The 19,811-nt window shown below is 48.9% G+C and carries 9 protein-coding genes; 2 read left to right on the top strand and 7 right to left on the bottom strand.

All coding sequences use genetic code 11. The features are described 5' to 3' along the window. Positions 1–93 precede the first annotated feature (93 nt). Positions 94–3,378, top strand: coding sequence for a SusC/RagA family TonB-linked outer membrane protein (locus tag C234_RS0102150; protein WP_244947336.1), 3,285 nt, complete (start codon positions 94–96; stop codon positions 3,376–3,378). A gap of 32 nt (positions 3,379–3,410) precedes the next feature. Continuing rightward, complete coding sequence (locus C234_RS0102145) at positions 3,411–5,216, top strand: RagB/SusD family nutrient uptake outer membrane protein (RefSeq protein WP_027324414.1); 1,806 nt, start codon at positions 3,411–3,413, stop codon at positions 5,214–5,216. Between the two features lie 324 nt (positions 5,217–5,540). Here C234_RS0102145 and C234_RS0102140 read toward each other — a convergent pair whose 3' ends face one another. From C234_RS0102140 to C234_RS0102110, 7 genes are read right to left on the bottom strand one after another with little or no spacing between them, the layout of a single operon-like run. Next, the gene (locus C234_RS0102140) at positions 5,541–6,647 is read right to left on the bottom strand and encodes a DUF4971 domain-containing protein (protein ID WP_034536788.1); all 1,107 of its coding nucleotides are present in this window, start codon (positions 6,645–6,647) and stop codon (positions 5,541–5,543) included. A 42-nt stretch (positions 6,648–6,689) separates the two neighbouring features. After that, positions 6,690–8,171: a BACON domain-containing protein gene (locus C234_RS0102135; protein ID WP_027324412.1), complete on the bottom strand. Its 1,482-nt coding sequence runs from the start codon at positions 8,169–8,171 to the stop codon at positions 6,690–6,692. A gap of 27 nt (positions 8,172–8,198) precedes the next feature. After that, on the bottom strand, positions 8,199–9,677 hold the full coding sequence (locus C234_RS15730; RefSeq protein ID WP_051290123.1) for a BACON domain-containing protein: 1,479 nt from the start codon (positions 9,675–9,677) through the stop codon (positions 8,199–8,201). A 32-nt stretch (positions 9,678–9,709) separates the two neighbouring features. Next, on the bottom strand, positions 9,710–11,428 hold the full coding sequence (locus tag C234_RS0102125; RefSeq protein WP_027324411.1) for a RagB/SusD family nutrient uptake outer membrane protein: 1,719 nt from the start codon (positions 11,426–11,428) through the stop codon (positions 9,710–9,712). Positions 11,429–11,450: 22 nt separating this feature from the next. Beyond that, entirely contained in the window at positions 11,451–14,231 is a 2,781-nt protein-coding gene (locus C234_RS0102120) for a SusC/RagA family TonB-linked outer membrane protein (RefSeq protein WP_027324410.1), read from the bottom strand. A 30-nt stretch (positions 14,232–14,261) separates the two neighbouring features. Continuing rightward, positions 14,262–16,025 carry a RagB/SusD family nutrient uptake outer membrane protein gene (locus C234_RS0102115; protein WP_027324409.1) on the bottom strand — a complete coding sequence of 588 codons (1,764 nt, stop codon included), beginning with the start codon at positions 16,023–16,025 and terminating at the stop codon, positions 14,262–14,264. 12 nt (positions 16,026–16,037) lie between these two features. Further along, positions 16,038–19,214 (bottom strand): SusC/RagA family TonB-linked outer membrane protein, encoded by a 3,177-nt coding sequence (locus C234_RS0102110; RefSeq protein WP_027324408.1) that lies wholly within the window; start codon positions 19,212–19,214, stop codon positions 16,038–16,040. Positions 19,215–19,811: the final 597 nt, after the last annotated feature.

The raw sequence follows: 19,811 nt of genomic DNA, 5'->3' as shown, positions 1-19,811 counted from the left end.
GAAGATGTTTTTATTAATAATATAATCAATCAATCTTTTATGAATGGAAATCACAAGAACCGAGCAATTGCTCCTCGCCGTATACTAACGGCAATGGCCATAAGCTCCCTGCTTTTAGGCAACAGCCATGTGATGGCTTCAGATTTGAGTTCCGGTCCGTCATTCACAGTGATGGAACAGATGCAAAATCAAACCGTTACAGGTTGGGTGGTAGACACCAAAGGTGAACCCATGATAGGTGCCAGTGTAGTAGAAAAAGGTACAACAAACGGTATTATTACCGACATGGAAGGCAAGTTTTCCCTCAACGTAAAACCGAATGCCGTGTTGGAGATATCCTATGTAGGCTACAAAACGCAGGAGGTGAAGGCAAGCAACCAAATGAAAATTGTGCTGAAAGAAGACACCGAGTTAATAGACGAAGTAGTGGTTGTAGGATACGGCGCACAAAAGAAAGTCAACCTGACAGGCGCAGTGGCAAACGTGAATGTGCAGGAAGCCATCGCCAGCCGTCCGGTGATCGATGCGGCGAAAGCCCTGCAAGGCATCACTCCGGGATTGACCATTACAAATAAGATAGGCGGAGTAGGAACAGAGTCGACCATCAAGCTCCGCGGTTCTATCGGGTCGCTGAGCGCTACCGAAGGAACATCTCCCCTTATTCTGGTAGATAATGTGGAAGTCCCGAACCTGAACGTAATCAACCCCGACGACATTGAAACCATCTCCGTACTCAAAGATGCCGCTTCGGCATCCATCTACGGTACACGGGCCGCATGGGGAGTTATCCTGATTACCACCAAACAGGGCAAGAAGAACAATAAAGTAAGCGTGACTTACTCGAACAACTTCGCGTGGAATACTCCCACCAAAACAGCAGAGCTGGCATCCGCCACAGACAACGCCCGATTTATCTTATCCATTATGAAGCGTTTGGGAAAAAGCACCGTGAGCACCATCGGATACACCATAGACGACTATGCGCTGGGACGTATCGAAGATTGGGAAAAGCAATACGGCGGCATGTCGCAAAGCGAACTGGGAGAGATGAAAGAAGGACGGGATTTTGAAATTAAAAACGGAAAGACCTACTTCTACCGCTCGTTCGATGCCGTGAAGGAGTTTACACGCAAGTGGACGCCGCAACAGAATCATAACCTGTCGGTAACAGGAGGCAATGACCGTACAACCTACAACATCAGCCTCGGCTATCTCAACCAAAAAGGTATGATGAAGTTCAACACCGACTTGTACGACCGCTACACGCTGAACAGCAGCATCACCACCGCCGTACGCGACTGGTGGAAGGTGAAAGCCAACGTGCTTTTTACACGCTCCATCAACGAGCAGCCCTACCGTTACTCTTCGGGACAATACGACTCATGGTTCTACCTCCAACGCTGGCCCCGATGGTATCCGTACGGACAGTACGAAGGAAGAGACTTCCGCTCGGCGGTGACCGAAATCAAGGCAGGCAACCGTGAACGAGTGGCTTCGAACTACATACGCACCAATTTGGGTACGGAAATCAATCCGATAAAAGACCTGAGCATCAACTTCGACTACACTTTCTCAATGCTGATCGACGCACAAAAGCGCGACGGGGGAACCATCACGGCATATGATATGTTTGCCACAAGCCCTTTCAGCAACTACAAGGAGGTCACCCACTCTTCGCACAACCGTGTGGTTCAAACCAGCAAATACACCATGTCGAATATTTTCAAAGCCTATGCTACTTACCTGTTCAGATTCAATGATGTGCACAACTTCAAAGTGATGGGAGGTATGGATGCAGAGACACGCGAACGACTCGGTCATTATTCGGAACGCCGGGGACTTATCAGCAGCAATCTTCCTGAAATAGCGCTTACCACCGGAGAAGAATTTGCTTACAGCACGACCGACAGCTATCACAACGATTTCGCTGCGGCAGGTTTGTTCGGCCGTATCAATTACGACTACATGCAACGCTATCTGCTGGAGCTGAATATGCGCTACGACGGATCGTCGCGCTTCCCCAAAGGTAAAAAATGGGCTTTCTTTCCTTCCGTATCGGCAGGATGGCGCGCCTCCGAAGAGGCTTTCATGGAATGGGCGAAACCTGCGCTGAGCAATCTGAAGTTCAGGGGTTCGTGGGGAACGATTGGCAATCAGGACGTAGCCGCCAATTCATTCATATCCACCATGTCTTCGGGCGATTCGGGATGGGTGATAGACGGAAAGGAAGTTCTTTATCTGAGCTCTCCGTCGGTTATTTCACCCGCATTGACATGGGAGCGGGTCACTACACTCGATCTCGGATTCGACGTCCGTTTCTTTAACGACGAACTGGGCATATCTTTCGATTGGTACAAGCGCGTCACTTCGGACATGCACAGCGTGGGCGAGGCACTTCCGCTGACCTTCGGAGCCATAGCACCGAAAATCAACTACGGTGAAATCACCGGCAAGGGATTCGAACTGGCGGCAGACTACAACCACACCTTCGCCAATGGTTTGGGAGTGAGCCTGAGAGCAGCTCTCTCGAATGTAAAAGAGAAGATCACCAAATTCAACAGCACAGACAGAAACATCAACAGAAATTACGAAGGCAAGGTCTTGGGCGAGATTTGGGGATACGAAACCGATCGTCTGTTTCAGGAATCGGATTTCGACATCATAAAGAACGGCAGCAAAACGATCTATAAACTAAAAGACGGAATCCCGTCACAGTCACTCTATGAGACCGGCGACTTTACCTTCGGCCCGGGCGATGTGAAATACAAAAATCTCGACAGCGACAATTCGAAAATCAGCTACGGAGACAACACCGTAGATAATCCCGGCGATATGAAAGTGATCGGCAATTCGCTGCCCCGATACGAATACAGCTTCACGTTGGGAGCAAGTTATAAAGGGATAGACTTCAGCGCGTTCTTCCAAGGAGTGGGCAAGCGCGATTTCTGGGCATACGGTTCGGTAGGAATACCTGCTGGAGGATCGGGCTATGCGGAAGGAGCATTCGCACATCAGATGGATTACTGGACACCGGAAAACCCACACGCCTTCTATCCGCGTCCCGCCAACAACGCATGGACGAGCAACGGCATGAACTTCCTGAGACAGACCCGATACCTTGCCAACATGGCGTACCTGCGATGCAAAAACATCACCATCGGGTACAGCCTCCCCAGAGAATGGATGAAGAAGATACATTTCGAACGGGCACGACTTTATGTAAGCGCAGAAAACCTGTTCGAGTTCGACAGCCTGCATCTGCCGCTCGACCCCGAATCGACGGACTATAAAGTAGGAGTGAAAGGCAGTACATGGTCGTTCGGAAGAAGCTATCCGCTTTCGAGAACCATCTCCTTCGGCATGCAATTAGGATTTTAACCTTGAATGACAACAGTATGAAAAGAAAGATTATGAGAACAAAGATATACAGCTTGCTGCTTGCAGCAATGAGTTTGGCGTCCTTGTCATCGTGCGAAAGTTTCCTTACGCGCGACCCTATGGATACCACCACAGACATTCCCGGCTTCTGGAACAACGAAAATAACATACGCACTTCGATCTACGCCTTTTACGACATCTACTTCGAAGGATACCGGAGCGGATGGAACCGTGCCGACTGGTATTCGGAGACCAACGTGGCCGATTGGACGGACGATAACGCGCAGGAAGCCGCAACGTTCTTCACCAAAGTGGCCCCCACATCGGAAACGGACAACACGAAAACCAAAATCGACGAACGCACATGGACATTCAGCTACGTACGGCAGTTCAACACGCTGATCGACCGCATCGGCAAGTCGACCATGAACGAAGAAGCGAAGAACCATTGGCTGGGAGTCGCACGGCTGCTGCGCGGCATGGAATACTCCAAGCTGGTATCCCGCTTCGGCGACGTGCCGTGGTATGGCGAACCATTGAGCAACACCGACTACGAAGCGCTGTACAAACCCCGCGAAAACCGTGTTCAAGTCATGGAGAAGGTACTCGACGACCTGAAGTTCGCTTGCGAAAACATACGAAAGACGGATGGCAAGCCGGGACTTACCATCAACAAAGCGGTGGCTTATGCTTACACTTCACGCCTTATGCTTTTCGAGGGCACTTGGCAGAAATACCGCGCGAAAAACAACGAAGCGGCCAAGAAGTTCCTGAAAGCCGCCAAAGAAGCGGCGGCAGAGCTGATGAACCGGAATGATTACAAACTGGCAGACGATTACAAATCGCTCACCACTTCGGAAGACTTGGCGGGCAATCCCGAAATCATCATCTACCGCTCTTACGTAGACGGAGCAGTCACCCACAGCCTGATGACATTCCAGAATACGGAGAAAGAAAAAAACAGTCCGTCGAAATCATTGGTCGACAGCTACCTGTCTGCCAACGGGCTGCCTATCCATCAAGCCGAAAACAAGCAGTTCAAAGGCGACAAATGGTTCTTTGACGAGATTGCCGACCGCGATCCGCGCCTGTCGGCAACAATAGAAACCAAAGGGCTTCGCCTGAAAGACGTGGAAGCCGTGTATGCCATTTCGGGATACTTCGCCAACCGCTTCGTAAACGAAAAGTTGATAGACAAACCGGGAGGAACGAGCTCTACTTGCATCACCGACGCTCCGGTGATGAAACTCAACGAGGTGCTGATGAACTACATCGAAGCCGCCGCCGAACTGGCGCAAATGAACGACTACACGCTGACACAAGCCGACTTTGACCAAACAATCAATGTCATCCGCAGCCGCAAGAGCACGAACATGCCGCACGTGAAACTTGCGGGCACAGACCTGTCCGTCAACGGCATCGTGATCAACGACCCCAAACGCGACGGTGACGTACCTTCGCTGATCTGGGAAATTCGCCGCGAGCGCCGCGTAGAACTGGTGTACGAAGGCATCCGTTTCAACGATTTGCGACGATGGAACAAGTTGCACTATGCCGACATGGTGAAGAATCCGGCCATCAATATGGGAGCGTGGCTCGACAAAGAACGCTACATAGCCTGGTACAATGCCAACCACCTTTTAACCCCCATCAGTCTGGAGAGCTTGAAAAACATTATCCTCGACAGGCCGGGCAATGCCGGATATATCGTGCCCATAGAGTCGGATGTGATGAAACGCACCCTTCAGGAAAAGGACTACCTATATCCCATTCCTCTGGATGAAATCACACTTTACAAGAGTCATGGCTACACATTGGAGCAGAATAAAGGATGGTAGCCGGTGTTTTACCTGATGCAGAGTTTCGTTGTTTTTCATGCTTGTGACACAAGAGTTTCCCACTGGGGAAACTTTTGTGTCCATTAAGGGAAACTTTTGTTTCCCCAGTGGGAAACTAATCTGTCTATATATGCTTACGGCGATAGATATCTATCTCCATCGGCGTATATCCGAATAAAGCCGTTTCAGCTTGTGAATTTATAGCTGAAACGGCTTTCATTGTATACTCGAATGCAGATGATGACTTCCGAGTGTTTCAGAGCGCCTCTTGCACATCTGCCTTCATCCCGAAAGACAGCTTCAAGTCTTTCTCCGCGCTTGCGGTTATTCGGACAGTTTGGTCACTCTCACCCAATCCACCTCCATCACAGCCGGCAGATTATCGTCGTCTACGGGGCCTGCCCACGAGCCGGGGCGATCTCCGCCCAAACCCATGTTCAGTATCAGATAGAATGAAGAATCTTTGGTAAAGGGCCATTGCTTCATTTCCGCTTCGTTCTCCAACTTGAGGTTGGGGTATGAGAATGTTTCCTGCCCATTGACAAAAAAGGTAAGCCGGTCTTCGCTCCATTCCATCCCATAGGTATTCCAATTCCGGTAATCGCAGACCACCGTTTTTGTGTTAGACGGTTTCTTAATGCCCAAATTATAAGTATAGTTGGTGTGTATCGTATGGTGAATATGAGGCTCCTGCTTGACATGTTCCATAATGTCAATCTCTCCGCAGTTGGGCCAACCGTTGTAGATAAACTTGCGGGGCATCATCCAGATGGCGGGGAAAGCACCGTTCGGACATTGGGTGATTCTTGCCCGTACCTCTACGCGTCCGAAAGTAAAATCGAATTTACCGTTGGTCTCTATGCCGCCCGCCTTATATTCTCCGTTAACTTTTTCTGCCACCAACACCAGCTTGCCGTCTTTCAGATAGGCTTGGTCGTAACTTTCAGACATCTCATCGTTCCAGTCGGAGCCGGCTTTCTTACAAAGCGCCCATTTCTCCGGATCGGGCGTGCTGCCGGTGTTAAAGTCGTCTACGAACAACAGGTTCTTATACGTTTCGTCAAACTTCGTAAGTACGATGGTATAAGTCGTCTGCTTGCCATCTTCGGTTGTAACGGTCACTGTCTGCTCTTTTTCCCATTTCCCGATAAACGCGGAAGGGTCGGGAGCAATGACAGCGTCATTGCTCATCAGCGTATATTCCACTCCTGTAATGGTATTGGCATCTTCGATAGCCCCGATTTCCACCTTATGCGCCGTCTGGCCTATTTTCCCGTGAAAAAACGAATCTCCTACCTTGACAGCAAAGGCGGTGAGCGGGTACTTCTTTGGCGAAACAACGCTTCCCGTACTGTCGTCATCCGAGCAGGCGATGCAGGAGAACCCCAGCAAAGCCATACCCAGCGAAAGTAATAATTTTTTCTTTATCATATTCTTGTTGTTTTATTGATTCATATATCGGTTGCCGATGCTTTAATCTCCCCAAACCAACGGAGCGATGTACTCCCACTTCGTAAACACTACGCTTCCTCCTGACGCGCGCAGCAAGAAGGTTCCCCCGGCGCTGATCTGGTCGAACGGAACTTTCCATGTATCGCTCGAACCGTTCGAATCGGTTATACCGTCGCTGGTTGCCTTGGCTATCACCGCATCGTTGAGTATCCATTCGGTATAAATCCATGCCTTAGACGGATCATTCGGGTCGACCGCCTTCTGAATATCGAACGACAACACATTCGGCTTCCCGGTATCTACGTCGCGGATACAATTGCTGTTCTCGCTAAACACATCGCCGCACCAAGGGGTAGTGCTCAGGCTCGTTTTCTTGTTCAGCACATGGAAACGCAATTCCGCATACGGGTTGCTTCCGCTCCAGATAAAGAACAGATTGACGCGTGTATTGCCAAACGGCTCCAGATAGAAATTGTAGCGTCCCGGCATCAAGCCGCCCGGACCGTAGAAATCTCCGCTGATGGTACGGTTCACCTCTTTTACCACCGGAATCTTCGGATTGGCTTGTTTGAACTTCACTGTTTTCACAAGCGGAGTAGCTCCCTCGTCAGCTTTGGTAGTGAGCACGATTATCCCTGTACGCACGCTGGAACCTTTGTGTTCGGATACATTGATTACCAGATTGGCGGAACCGCTGAACGAAGTCTTTTCAAACTCGTACCAGTCGTCATCTGCCTCATTCTCTTTAGATACGCTCCATTCTGCGTTCGACTCCACAGGAATCACCAGTTGCTGCGCTTTCTCGTACACGGCAAACCATTTTCCGTTTTCGGGAGTTGCGGGAGTCAGCAAAACACCGTCTTGCGTGCACGCCACTTCGCGCGCCACCTTACCGTGGCGATCGTATATGGTCACTACGCCCGTGCGCTGCTCGCCCGTATTGGGAGAAGCGGATACTACAACTTTCCCATTCTGCTCGCCGGACATCCCCGAGCGGAGTTTCAGCCAAACAGCGCCTTCCGTTACCTTCGCCGTCCATTTCTGATTGCTGAGCACATCGAATGCCATCTCCTCTCCTTCCCTTCCAATCATCTCCACGCCTTCCACATCGAGATAGGCGATGCCCTTTTGCATAAGCACAAACCGTTTGCCCGTCCAATAGTCGCTTTTGATACTGATGGTATCCGTCCGGTCGTCGAGCTCCGTATTTTCTTTGCAGGTGATGGTTACCGTATAAGTCTCACCCGCCTCGCCCTTAGCGGGCGAGATAGCGTACCAATCGTATTTGCCGAACACTTCCCAAGGATCGGTCGATTTGACAAGGAAAGAAACCGGCTCGGGATTTTTGGCTTCCAACAAGTAAGCATCTTCCACCCTGTAACGCAAGTCGACCCATTTCTCGGCTTTCTCATCATCTTTACAACTTTGCAGCAAGGTAGACATCCCCCAAAGAGCAAAGAGCGAAAAGCCCAATAATGCTGTTCTATATTTCACAAGTTTCATAATCTTTTCGTTTTTAGCTTTTTAAAATCACTCCTCAGGTTCGTGGGTGATGCTCTTAATCACATAGTAATCGTCAGGTTCCGCTACTGTGATCTGAAGATTCACCATTTGCCCCGGATTGTTATCAGGATCTTCCTCGTAACAGTTGCTCTTATTGCCGAGCACGGCCATCTCCGTCCCGTCGATCACCAGTCTCAATCTCAGCTTGCCGGCATTATCCGGATCGTTTTCCACATAAAAATCTATCTTGCGAATCGCGTTCACTTGTTCCGCTGTCAGCTTGAAGGTTTTCTGCTGCCACGCAAACCCGCTGCCGCCGCATGTGTACTGGCATGGAGCATCCGACCTCAGCCAGAAATGGAAGTTGGTATTTCCCTTGTTCGGCCACATATTGAATACCAAGCGCGATTTTCCCGTCAGGTTCATTTCTGCGAATTCGAAACTCAGGCGTCCTTTCCTGAACGCATAGTTGGAAACGATATTGTTGTTTACAACTGCCTTCATTTTCACATTTCCGGTTTGCTCGTCCACTGTATAGTTTTCACCGGCCGCACTGAACCAGAACTGCGGGCGTTGCGTGATTCCGAAAGATACTCCCTCAAAGCCCGGAATAATGTCTACTGTCGACAGCAACACATGTGCCTTCCGGGTAACCAACCGGTTGCTGGGCTTCACAGATATCTTCAGTTCCGATTCGTTCAGAGCTTCCGCTCTCATCCAAGCAGCAAACTCTTCGGGCACTTTCACCTTCCATGCCTTATTCGCCCGCACTTTCACCACTTTTTCCGATTCGTTCCAGCCGAAGTCAATTGTTCCGCTTTCCGAAGGCTCTTCCTGCTCAATTACCACTCCATCCTGATGAACAGTGAAGGTAAACTCTTCATAATCGGTCTTCACGGTAAGTGTGCCGCTTCTCCGCGCACCCGGATTTTCGGGAAGAGTGATGCTGATACTCTCTTTCTCTCCACTCTCATTCCCTTGCCCGGAAGCCTTGTCAATGTTTTCGAGGAACTGAGTGGAAGGAATAATCTCCCAAGGTTTATTCGAAATGATGTTGAAAGAGATTTTTCCGCCTTCGGTGGGAACCATTCCGTCGTAAGGAATCACCACCAGATTTTCTTTCGAAGCTTGCGTGATGGTGATTACCCTTGCTTCTTCGATGCCTTCGGCTTTGATTGTCAGCGTAGCTGTACGCGACTGTTTTCCGGTATTCGGCTCCGTTGTCACCACAATTTCCGAAACCAGCGAGCTGGACGCGCTCATGGCGGGAGTAGCCTTGCACCATTGCCGGTCGCTGCTGATTGTCCACGGAGTGTTGGAGCTGATATTGAAAACCACATTGCTGGGTGAAGTAGCCGTTACGGTATACGCGTCTTGCGCATCGATGCGGATATTGAGCGGACCTTCCGGTTGAGAGTCGATATCGAACTCCTGACAAGCGGTGAAACTGAATGCGCACAAGGCAAAAATCAGTTGCAATAATGTGTTGTTATATAACTTTTTCATACGTCTTTAAACTATTGGATTAAACAAATTGATTACCATCCTGTGTTTTGAGGATTCAAGTTCTTATTTTTATACAACTCGCTTTGCGGAATGGGATACAGATACATGCAGTCCCTCCACTTGCGGATTTCGTAAAGGTTTCTGTAAAAAGAGAAACTACCGTCCTGCTTCTTTTCTATTTTTACACCGTATAGTTCCCTTTGTGTAGAATCGGCAATCTTCCACCTTCTCACATCCCAAAAGCGGTGATCTTCGAAAGCAAACTCTACCCGCCACTCGTTGTACAAACGCCGGATGAACTCATCTTTGTCGCACGAAGGGATTGCGGGCATGCCTGCATTCTTTCGCACCTCATTGAGCGCCCATAGAGCGGAATGCTTATACACACCGTCCGTATAGTTTGCATCACCGAAAGCGTTTATCATCGATTCGGCATACGTGAGCAACGTTTCCGCATAACGGTAAATCACCCAATGATGCTTGTTGCTTACTTCCTTGTCGGGCGTAAAGCTCGTAGTCTCCTGAATGTATTTGCGCAGGTAATATCCGGTAGGAGAGCCGCCTTGCGTTACCGGGAAACAGTCTTTTCCACCCTCGAAGGTCTCGATAGTGCTTTCTTTGAACTTCGATCCGTTGGCCAGAACCACCCGGTAGAAGCGCGGGTCACGATTAGCGTAAGGATTCTGCGCATCAAACTGCGGATCGGCGCAGACCCAACCTTTATCTTCCAAAGTCACTTTATAGCCGTTTACCGTCTCAAAAGCATCTACAAGATTCTGGGAAGGGAAATTGCCGTAAGCAATCATACCTGAGCCACGTCTCCCTTCGGTGAACCGGATAGGAAAATTATACAATTCGAAGTTTGCCGATTCGGAATTCATGCGCATCAGGACCACTTCGGTAGAAGCAACATTATTGGCGCTCTCCTGTGAAGAGAGAGCATACAACCCGGTTTCCATTATATCCAGTGCCGCTTTAGCCGACTGTTTCCATCTTTCAGCGTCCATCGAAGGGTTGTGCAGCTTGCTGGCGGCATAGAGCAAAGCCTTCGATTTCACCGCCATGGCAAAGCCTTTCGTTATGCGTCCCACCTGCTTGTCGGGTTCGTTGGCATAGCTCTCGGGCAAATTCTCTGTCGCTTCTTCACATTCGTCGACAATGAAGCGGATCACCTCATCGAATGGAGTTTTTCCGATCGTGTTCGCCTCCTCTTTATTCAGAACCTTCAAGGGCATGGCAATATCGCCGTAACGGCGCGCCAGTTCAAAAAAGTAATACGCCCGCAGCACCCTCGCCTCGTAGGGGAAATACTTCAGCTTCTTCATCCAGTTCTTATAATTCCCATTGTACTCGTAACGCGAGAAATCGACCTTGGCAATGTCTTCAATAAAGCTGTTAGCCGCACGTATGCCATTGTACAGCATCCACGCATCATCGTAAGTCTTAATCGGCGACCAGTTGCCGTTGTTCACATTTTGCACGGGTTCCGCTACCGCTCCGAACTCTCCGTCGTCGGAAGCGCAATCACGCATTCCGTACCCTTCAGGGTATAAAGCTCCCGAAGCTCCGAACCAGCGGCATCCCTGCGGCATGAATGAATATACATGGGTAAGCATATTCTCGGTGCTTCCGAAATATTTGTACATGTCTTCTTTTGTTTTCAGTCCGCTTGTCTCATCGAAATCGAGATAGTTACATGAAGCCAACAACAACGAAGACCATATAGTCATGATAATGTATTTTACTCTCATAGCATTCATCAGTTAGTTTGCATTAGAAATTCAGTTTAATACCCGCCCAATAGCTTCTCGTCGACGGATAAGCGATTCCGAGTTGTTCGGGATCGGCAAAGCCGATGTTATCCAGCGAAAACAGATTGGTTCCTTGCACAAACACTTTCAAATCGGCAAACCGTGTTTGCGATTTCGGGAAAGTATAAGCCACTAGCAGGTTGCGCAGTTTGATGAACGACCCGTCGCGATACCAAAGCGAACTGGCGCGATAGTTGTTCATATTCTCGAGAGTGGTAAGCCGGGGCATGGTGGCTCCCGCCTTATTCTCTGCAGTCCAATACACTTCTTCTTTAAGGAAAGTGTGCGAAATGTTTCCGTTATCCACAAGCGGACGGTAGAGCGGACTGTCGAGCAACGAAACAGTTACTCCCGTCATCCCTTGGAAATCGGCGGAAACTTCGAACCGTTTATAACCCAGATTTACGTTAAATCCGAAGTAGCAACGGGGGATGGACGAGCCGAACATGCGAACAACGTCTTTTTCGTCGATAATGTTATCGCCGTTCTGGTCTTTGTACTTCACATCTCCGGGCGATACCTGAGAGAATGTCTGTCTCGGACTATTGTTAATCTCCTGACGGCTGTTGAAAAAGCCGATAACTTCCAAGCCATACCTTTGTCCCACACGATTTCCCTTTGTGTACAAGTAATCGTGCTCCTGATAAGCCTGATTCTCATTTACCACTTCAGAATCGAGATAAGACATCGTAGCTCCCGCACCATATCGGAAATCCCCGATTTGGTCATTCCATCCCAAAGCAAGATCGAAACCCTTGTACTTATAGATTCCTTCATTCACCTTCCCTACACCGATGCCAATAATTCCGGAAGTAGAGTTCGAACCCGGCACCAACACATCCGAACGCTTTTCATAAAATCCTTCCATGCTTACATTCAATCGGTTGCGGAAAGCTGCGAGATCCACACCTATCGTCGCTTTTTCCGACCTCTCGGCCACCAGCCCTGTAACAGGCAGATCTCCTTCGCTACCACCCCATACCTGTGCTGCATTGGCTCCGAAGTTGTATCCGGTTCCGCTGCCTCCATAAGCTTGCCGCCACAACTCGTGAGTTAGATTTCCATCCCAGCCTGACAATCCGTAAGAAGCGCGAAGTTTAAGCAGATCGACCGGAAGAATCTTTTTCATAAATGCTTCGTTAGACACTACCCATGCGGCAGAAAGGGCGGGATAGTTATCGAATTTATCCCCATCCGGCAGGTAAGCCGAACCGGAACGATTGAAAACCGCATTGATGCTGTAGCGGTTGTCGTAAATATAGGAGGCATTTACAATCACCGACTGGTTTTTGGCGGTATTGTTCCTTCCGTGCTTCACAACCGACTGCATATCGTATATCAACGCTCCACCGATTTCGTGCCTGCCGAAAGCGCGGCGATAATCTATTTTCGCCTGAAGGTCGCTTCTCATCAACAAGCTTTCGAAAGGCTGGCTATGCCCAAGTGTTTCAGAATCTTTTCCATATACTTTCGGAGTAGTCACCAATGTTCCGTCATCTGTAATCCGGGCGTTGGCATTCATGTAGCGGTATTCTTTTCTGCTACTCTCCTGCATGCCCCCGATGTTATCGAACGAAACGGATACTTCCGCCGCTAAGCCCTGAGTCAGCATATTCAGCTTCTGGCGAAGGCTCAAATCGGCCAATAGTGTTCCATACATACTCCTTATGTGACCGTAGTCTTTCAACAACGCTACGGGGTTCTTCTCTCCGTAAACGGCGCTTCCTCCATATATGCCATTGGCATAACGGATAGGGAATGCCGCCGAAGGAGTCCGGTAAACAGGCCGGAAGATGGCATTTCGTCCGTAATGCGTACCGTTCGTCTCATGCAGTTTTCCTACTATTCCCGCTTTCAGATACGTTCCTTCGGTGATATTCACATCGATATTGGTGCGCAGAAGCAACCGTGTGTCGGTAGGATTGGTGTCATAACGGTCATCTTCCGTATTCTTTTTCAACATAGACCGGTCGCGATAATAATCGATTACGGTGAAATAACGGAACTTCTCATTGCCTCCGTTGAACGACATTTTCAGGTTGTGCGTAAATCCGTTTTTATTCAGAATCTCTTTCCACCAGTCTACATTGGGATATTCGTACGGATAAATTCCCGTTTGAAACGCGTCCAGTTCCTGCACGTTATAACGTTCTTCCAATCCATCGGCTGCCAATGCCGTATTCAACGCTTTGGCATAGGTGTAAGCATCGGCAAACTCCGGTGAGCGAAACCGGCTGTTCACGCCAAAGTTATAATCCACTTTCACTTTCAGACGAGCGTTCGCACCCCGCTTGGTAGTAATCAGCACCACACCGTTGGCTCCTCTCATTCCGTAAAGAGCTGCCGCGGCTGCATCCTTGAGGATATAGCACGACTCTATTTCCATCGACGTGATATCATCAATGTTTCGCGGATATCCGTCTACCAAGACCAAAGGTGCATTCCGGTGAATGGACAGGCCCGACAGGTTGTCGGGCGACGCTCCCGTTCCCTGATATACGTTCAAGCCGGCTATTTTCCCGTACAGGGCTTTACTGACATCCACATGCGGAGACTTCTCAAAAGCGGAAGCATTGACTCCGCTTACAGAATAACTGCTTGTCAGGGAAGATACATTCATTTGGTAACCGACACTTAACGTATCGGGCAGCTTGCTTTCCGAAGCCACAACCGATGATTGCGCATTCGCGGAAACCGCTCCTCCCAGAAGCAGAGTGGTTAATATATAATTCAGTTTATTCATTTCTTCAATCAATATTAGTTAACATGCTATTTACCAACCCGGATTTTGAGTCATTCCGTATTTCTTGTTGATTTCGTCTTGCGGAATCGGGGCCAGATACCATTTCGTATCCCAGTTGGCCACCCAATAGCGGTCGGGGAGTGCCACCTTTTCAAAAGTGAATGCCGTAGGATGATTCAGATCATTCCCCCTGCTTTTCAACCCGTACAACTTCTTCTTGAAATCGCTTTGGCGGTTTCTGCGCACCAAATCGAACCAACGCACCTCTTCGAATCCCAATTCCAAAGCTCTTTCCCTGAGCACCGCCTCCAAAAACTGCTCGCGGTTCATTCCCGGACGGAGTTTCGAAAGCCCCACTCTCTCACGTACGTCATTCACCAATTGATAAGCCCGGTCGTTCGGGCGTCCATTGACCTCGTTGATGGCCTCCGCATACCCCAGCATGATTTCTGCCAGCCGGGTGTGCGGCCATTGTACGGGGCGGTTGGCGCGGTCTCCGTTTTCCTGCAAGATATATTTCATAATCAGGAATCCGCTACCCGGTTTGTAGGAAGCATGGTTCACGTATACAGGCGCGGTAGTTCCGTCACAATACGTATCACCGGGACAGGCTACGTTTTCATACAGTCGCGGATCGCGGGTAGGCACCATGCCTTCGCTTTCGGAATATTTAAAGAACGGTTGGCGGGAAGGCGACTTCCAATTGAAATCTTCCGGAAAGTCCGAACCGTCTTCCCAAGGAAACATGTCAACATAATTCAGTGTAGGCCCGGTATAGTATCGCTGGTCGATAAAATCGGCATGTGTAGCGGGAAGGTAGCCTTTTCGTACCGAGATCAGCACTTCCGTTCCACCACGGTCATAATAAGCTTTGCGATAAGCCGCACGTCTTGCCTGATGAGTATTTGCCGAAGGGAGAATCAATTTATAGCCGTTTTGTTTCTCCATTTCCTCGAAGAACTCCCTGCCTGCCGTTTCGGCATCTTTCCAGCGTTGCGCGTTATAATTTCCGTAACACGTGTATTCATCGGCTTCCGGATGCCATTTCTTATCGGAGTTGAAAGCGGGACTGGCAGCCCAGTGAAGTACTTTGAATTTCAATGCCATCGCTCCGGCTTTGCTCATCCGCCCGTCATTAATATCGTCCTGCTTCCATTTCAAAGCAGGGATGGCTTCATCGAGCAATGCCACTATCTTCTCCACTGTTTCCGCAAACCCAATCCGCGGGAAATTCAAGGCTTCATTCACATCCACATAATGGTCCAACCAAGTCACGCCTCCTACATACCTCAACATTTCGAAATAAGAGAGCGCGATCAGTGTTTTGGCTTCTGCCACTCCTTCGTTTTTTTCAGCATCGGAGATGTTGGGAACCTTTCCTATGTTTTCAATATACAGCCAGGCATAGCGTATCGTAGTCCAATCCGATTTGGCTCCAAATCTGTAAGCCGAATTCCTTGGTACGTTGTTGGCTCCTAAAGCCCCGTTATAATAGAGCTTCACCGGACCGTCGCTTATATTATCACGGAAGCTGTAACACAAGTCGGTAATAGATTCGAGTATATTTCCTCCCAGCTTATAATCCGAAGCGGTAGGCAATCCGTAACTCAATCCGGTATAAGCCTTTGTCAGCACCTTCTCCGCATTCTCTTTCGAAGAGAACATCTCTTCGGTAGTGGCACCGGAGCTTTCCGGCTGTTTGCCCAGAAAGCTATCTCCGAAACTTATCTCGGAGCAAGACGCCATCAGCGCGCAGCCCAACGCAACTCCAAAACCTTTTAATATGCTATTCATAAGTCGTCTTTTTTAGAAGTTAAGATTTAAACCGAAACTATACAGTTTGATTAACGGATAATCTCCCAACCGGTCGGGGTTGCTTTCCGGATCGATATACTTGAGCGGAGAGAACGTTAACAGGTTATAACCGCTAAAGGTGATTCCGAGAGATTTGACTCCCACCTTCTTCAGTAGGCGGTTGCCGCTAATGGTATATCCTACGTTCAAACTTTTCAGCCTGAGATAAGAAGCATCCTGTAACCATAAGGTAGAAGGCTCGGAGTTCCAGCTTTCCGATTCTTCTGCCGGACGCGGATAAACAGCTCCCAATTGGTTTTCGGGAGTCCAGCAATCATTGTAGAAGTAAGTCAGCAAACCGCGCTTGCCGGCGTTAGTGAACGGAATACGATATTCGATATCGTACATCCGGCTGACGTTGGTGGCGCCCGCCCATTGCATGGAGAAACTGAATCCCTTCCAGTTGCATCCCATGTTCAAACCGAATGTATATTCGGGGCGGGTAGCGTATCCTGCCACACACCTGTCTTTCCCATCCACAATGTTGTCTCCGTTGAGGTCGGCATACATCGCGTCACCCGGATATACCTTCTGGTACGGCTGTGGAAGTTCGGGTTTCAAGGTCAGCCCGCCTTCTGCATCCTTTATAAAGTCGTCCTGCTGGTAAAGGCGGATATATTTATATACATTGGTCTGGCGTCCGGTGGATCCTCCCGTCACATTCATATAGTCGAACTGCTTGGGTACTTCGTCGCGGTAAATGATTTTATTGCGCGCAAAAGACACATTGGCGTTCATGTAATAATTGAAATCCTTTCCTATCGCGTCGTTCCATCCGAGAGCCACTTCGTAACCGTGATTATTCACTTTACCTATATTTGAGTTGGGTAAGGAAGTGGCGATGATGGCAGGAGTGGATTCGGGAGTGATGAGAATCCCCGTACGGCGCTCCATGAAATAGTCGAAATTGAGCGACAAGCGATTGTCGAGAAACTTAACGTCTATACCGTAATTCTGCTTGTCGGCGGTTTCCCAAGTCACATGCGGATTACCTATTTTAGTGATTCCAAAAGCGGGAGCATTTTCGGGTGTATTCACTCCGAAGCTGTATCCGCCCGACTGTTGCCAAACGGCAGGCATATACATGAAGCGGGAGTCGATGCCTTTATCGCTGCCCACGCGTCCCCACGAGAGTCTTAGTTTCAGATAATCCACCACATGCTGGTTGGCCATGAACTTCTCCGCGCTTGCCACCCATCCGGCGGAGAATGCGGGAAAAATCCCGAAACGGTTCTTTCCGGGAGCGAAGTTTTCAGATCCGTTGTAACCCACGTTTACATCGAACAGGTATTTACTCAAGTAGCTGTAAGTAGCCCGGCCGACAAAACCGATATAGCTTCTGGGAATATAGGTATATGCGTCGGGGTAGTAATCGCGTGACTGATTATACAGCAAAAGCCCGGAAACTTTGTGGTTCCCGAAAGCGCGTTCGTAGTTCACACGCCCTTCTATATACCAGTTCTGGTCGCGTCCCCGCTCTTCGGCGTAGCCCAGCGGTGTGTCGCTGCCGGAAGGCAGATAAATCAACGACTTATCATAGTCCGGATCGGTGGCAGGCATATTGCCGTTGGAGTCGAAATACGACTTATAATAAACGGTTTGGCTCTCCACATCACCGCCCGGACGCTTTTTAAACAGTTTGAAGGCATTGTCGTACGCTCCTTTTACGGAAACGCTCAGGCCCTTCGTCAGGAAGTCCATTTTTTGAGTAATGTCCAAATCCAAATTCAAATTGGTACGATAATTTTGCGTATAGCCCTTTCCGTAGAAGACGAACATACCGTCGCGAAGAACCTCGCCAAGCGGAACAAGATCTTTCGGAACCAGCGTGCGCACCCCGTCTATAAATCCCGGTCCGGCAAACGGATGCGACCATATCTGTGCGATAACCCACGGGTTCTGGTCTTGTCCTGTGTCGGATACCACGCTGCGAGGCTCTTGCGTTTTACCCAGATTACCGCCGATACCCAACTTCATGGTCGTAGTTTTTGTCAGCTTGGCGTCGATATTGGCACGATAATTATAACGGTCGTAACGATAGTTGTTGTTGTACTTCTGTCCGGGAAGATCTTTTAAAAGTCCATTCTGGTAGAGGTAACCGATAGAGATGAAATACTTTACATCCTCACTTCCGCCCGATATGTTGATGTTGTTCTTGCTCTGTAGATACACATCGTGGAAGATATACTTCTTCCAGTCCATGCTGGGGTACATAATGGGATCCGAACCGGTGCGATAAGCCTCTACCTGCTCGGGAGTAAAATAACGCTTCTTGTCTGCCACTCCGTCGAGTTGCTGCTTGATGTTCCAGAAACGGGCAAACTCATAGCTTCCGGTCTGCTCTACGAGCGAGATAGGCTGTTGCAAGCCCAGCGACGTGCTTACATTGATTTGCGGTTTGCCGCTCTTTCCCCGCCGGGTGGTCACCAGAACCACGCCGTTGGCTCCCCGCACACCAAATACGGCTGTAGAAGAGGCATCTTTCAAGATAGAGATGCTTTCAATCTCATTCGGGTCGATTTGAGAAAACTCGCGTTCTACACCATCTACCAGTATCAACGGTTTGGATTGCGAATCATTCAGCGAGCCCGAACCGCGTACATAGATAGCTGCGGCATCCTTTCCGGGCTGTCCGCTGGTCTGCACCGACGAAACACCGGGCATGGCTCCCGCCAGCACATTGGTGACACTTGCCACCGGCGATTTTATCAGCTCTTTGTTACTGATGGAAGATACGGCGCTTGTAAGCAGGTTTTTATCCTGATTACCGTATGCGATAGCAACGACTTCCACCTCTCCGAGCACATTCGCGTCTTCCTTCAAACTGACATCGATTGTTCTTTTGTCTCCCACTGTAATTTCCTGAGTGACATAGCCCATGAACGAAAAGACCAATACCGATTTTTTACTCGGAACCACAATGCTGTAAGTTCCGTCGAAACCGGTGATTGTTCCGATGGTGGTACCCTTCACAGTTACGTTAGCTCCGGGAACGGCTTCTTTCAACGCTTCGTCTGTCACCCTGCCTCTGATTGTTATGCCTTCCGGAGGAAAGGCATGAATCATCATGGGCATGAACAAAAGAAACGCGATAAGAAAGCTGAATCTTAAATTAAGCGTGTTTCTCATACTGTTGAATTTGTTGGTTAATACTTACCGGCAACCGATTTTCGGAGTCGGCTACAATTATTTCGAGCCTTAGATTATATACGAACTATCGTCCAAGCCTCTTTATCATTCGCACAAAAATAGGAAGCAAGGGAGAGACGGATGTGCAATATTCTCCAAATTAGTTACACAAATTGTGATAAATAGCCTTTATGCCTGCTGAAAGAAGATTCAAAGCAACAGAGTTCAAGTCGATGCCAACTGTTTTTAATAGAATTGTATTGTCAGCTTTATAAATATGCATTATGTGGGTGGTAGACATATATATTCAGCACGGTGGATATATATGCCCAGTGTGGTAGCTCTATATAGCCACCGCGGTAGCTCTATATAGTTACCACGGTGAGTATATATGAATTGTGTGATGAATTGCTATTGAACAAAATTGGGAGAAAAAGGGTAAAAAAAGGATGCATCAAAAACCGGAGAAACTCTCTGGGATTTTTGATTCGGAATCGCTCTTTGACAAAGAGACGTACGAATAAAATACCCGCAAAGGTTCCATGATCGATTTATGATGCATCTCCGAATAGATTTCATGCAGAAGCGAAACATGCA

It is taken from the genome of Bacteroides pyogenes DSM 20611 = JCM 6294 (genome assembly GCF_000428105.1).
Classification (GTDB): domain Bacteria; phylum Bacteroidota; class Bacteroidia; order Bacteroidales; family Bacteroidaceae; genus Bacteroides; species Bacteroides pyogenes.
The sequence above is the reverse complement of the archived record's forward strand: the minus strand, read 5'-3'. Positions and strand labels throughout refer to the sequence as shown.

Excerpts from the sequence above, each read along its gene's own strand:
- C234_RS0102150 (WP_244947336.1), top strand. The coding sequence starts at position 94 with ATGGCCATAAGCTCCCTGCTTTTAGGCAACAGCCATGTGATGGCTTCA.
- C234_RS0102145 (WP_027324414.1), top strand. The coding sequence starts at position 3,411 with ATGAGAACAAAGATATACAGCTTGCTGCTTGCAGCAATGAGTTTGGCG.
- C234_RS0102140 (WP_034536788.1), bottom strand. The coding sequence starts at position 6,647 with ATGATAAAGAAAAAATTATTACTTTCGCTGGGTATGGCTTTGCTGGGG.
- C234_RS0102135 (WP_027324412.1), bottom strand. The coding sequence starts at position 8,171 with ATGAAACTTGTGAAATATAGAACAGCATTATTGGGCTTTTCGCTCTTT.
- C234_RS15730 (WP_051290123.1), bottom strand. The coding sequence starts at position 9,677 with ATGAAAAAGTTATATAACAACACATTATTGCAACTGATTTTTGCCTTG.
- C234_RS0102125 (WP_027324411.1), bottom strand. The coding sequence starts at position 11,428 with ATGAGAGTAAAATACATTATCATGACTATATGGTCTTCGTTGTTGTTG.
- C234_RS0102120 (WP_027324410.1), bottom strand. The coding sequence starts at position 14,231 with ATGAATAAACTGAATTATATATTAACCACTCTGCTTCTGGGAGGAGCG.
- C234_RS0102115 (WP_027324409.1), bottom strand. The coding sequence starts at position 16,025 with ATGAATAGCATATTAAAAGGTTTTGGAGTTGCGTTGGGCTGCGCGCTG.
- C234_RS0102110 (WP_027324408.1), bottom strand. The coding sequence starts at position 19,214 with ATGAGAAACACGCTTAATTTAAGATTCAGCTTTCTTATCGCGTTTCTT.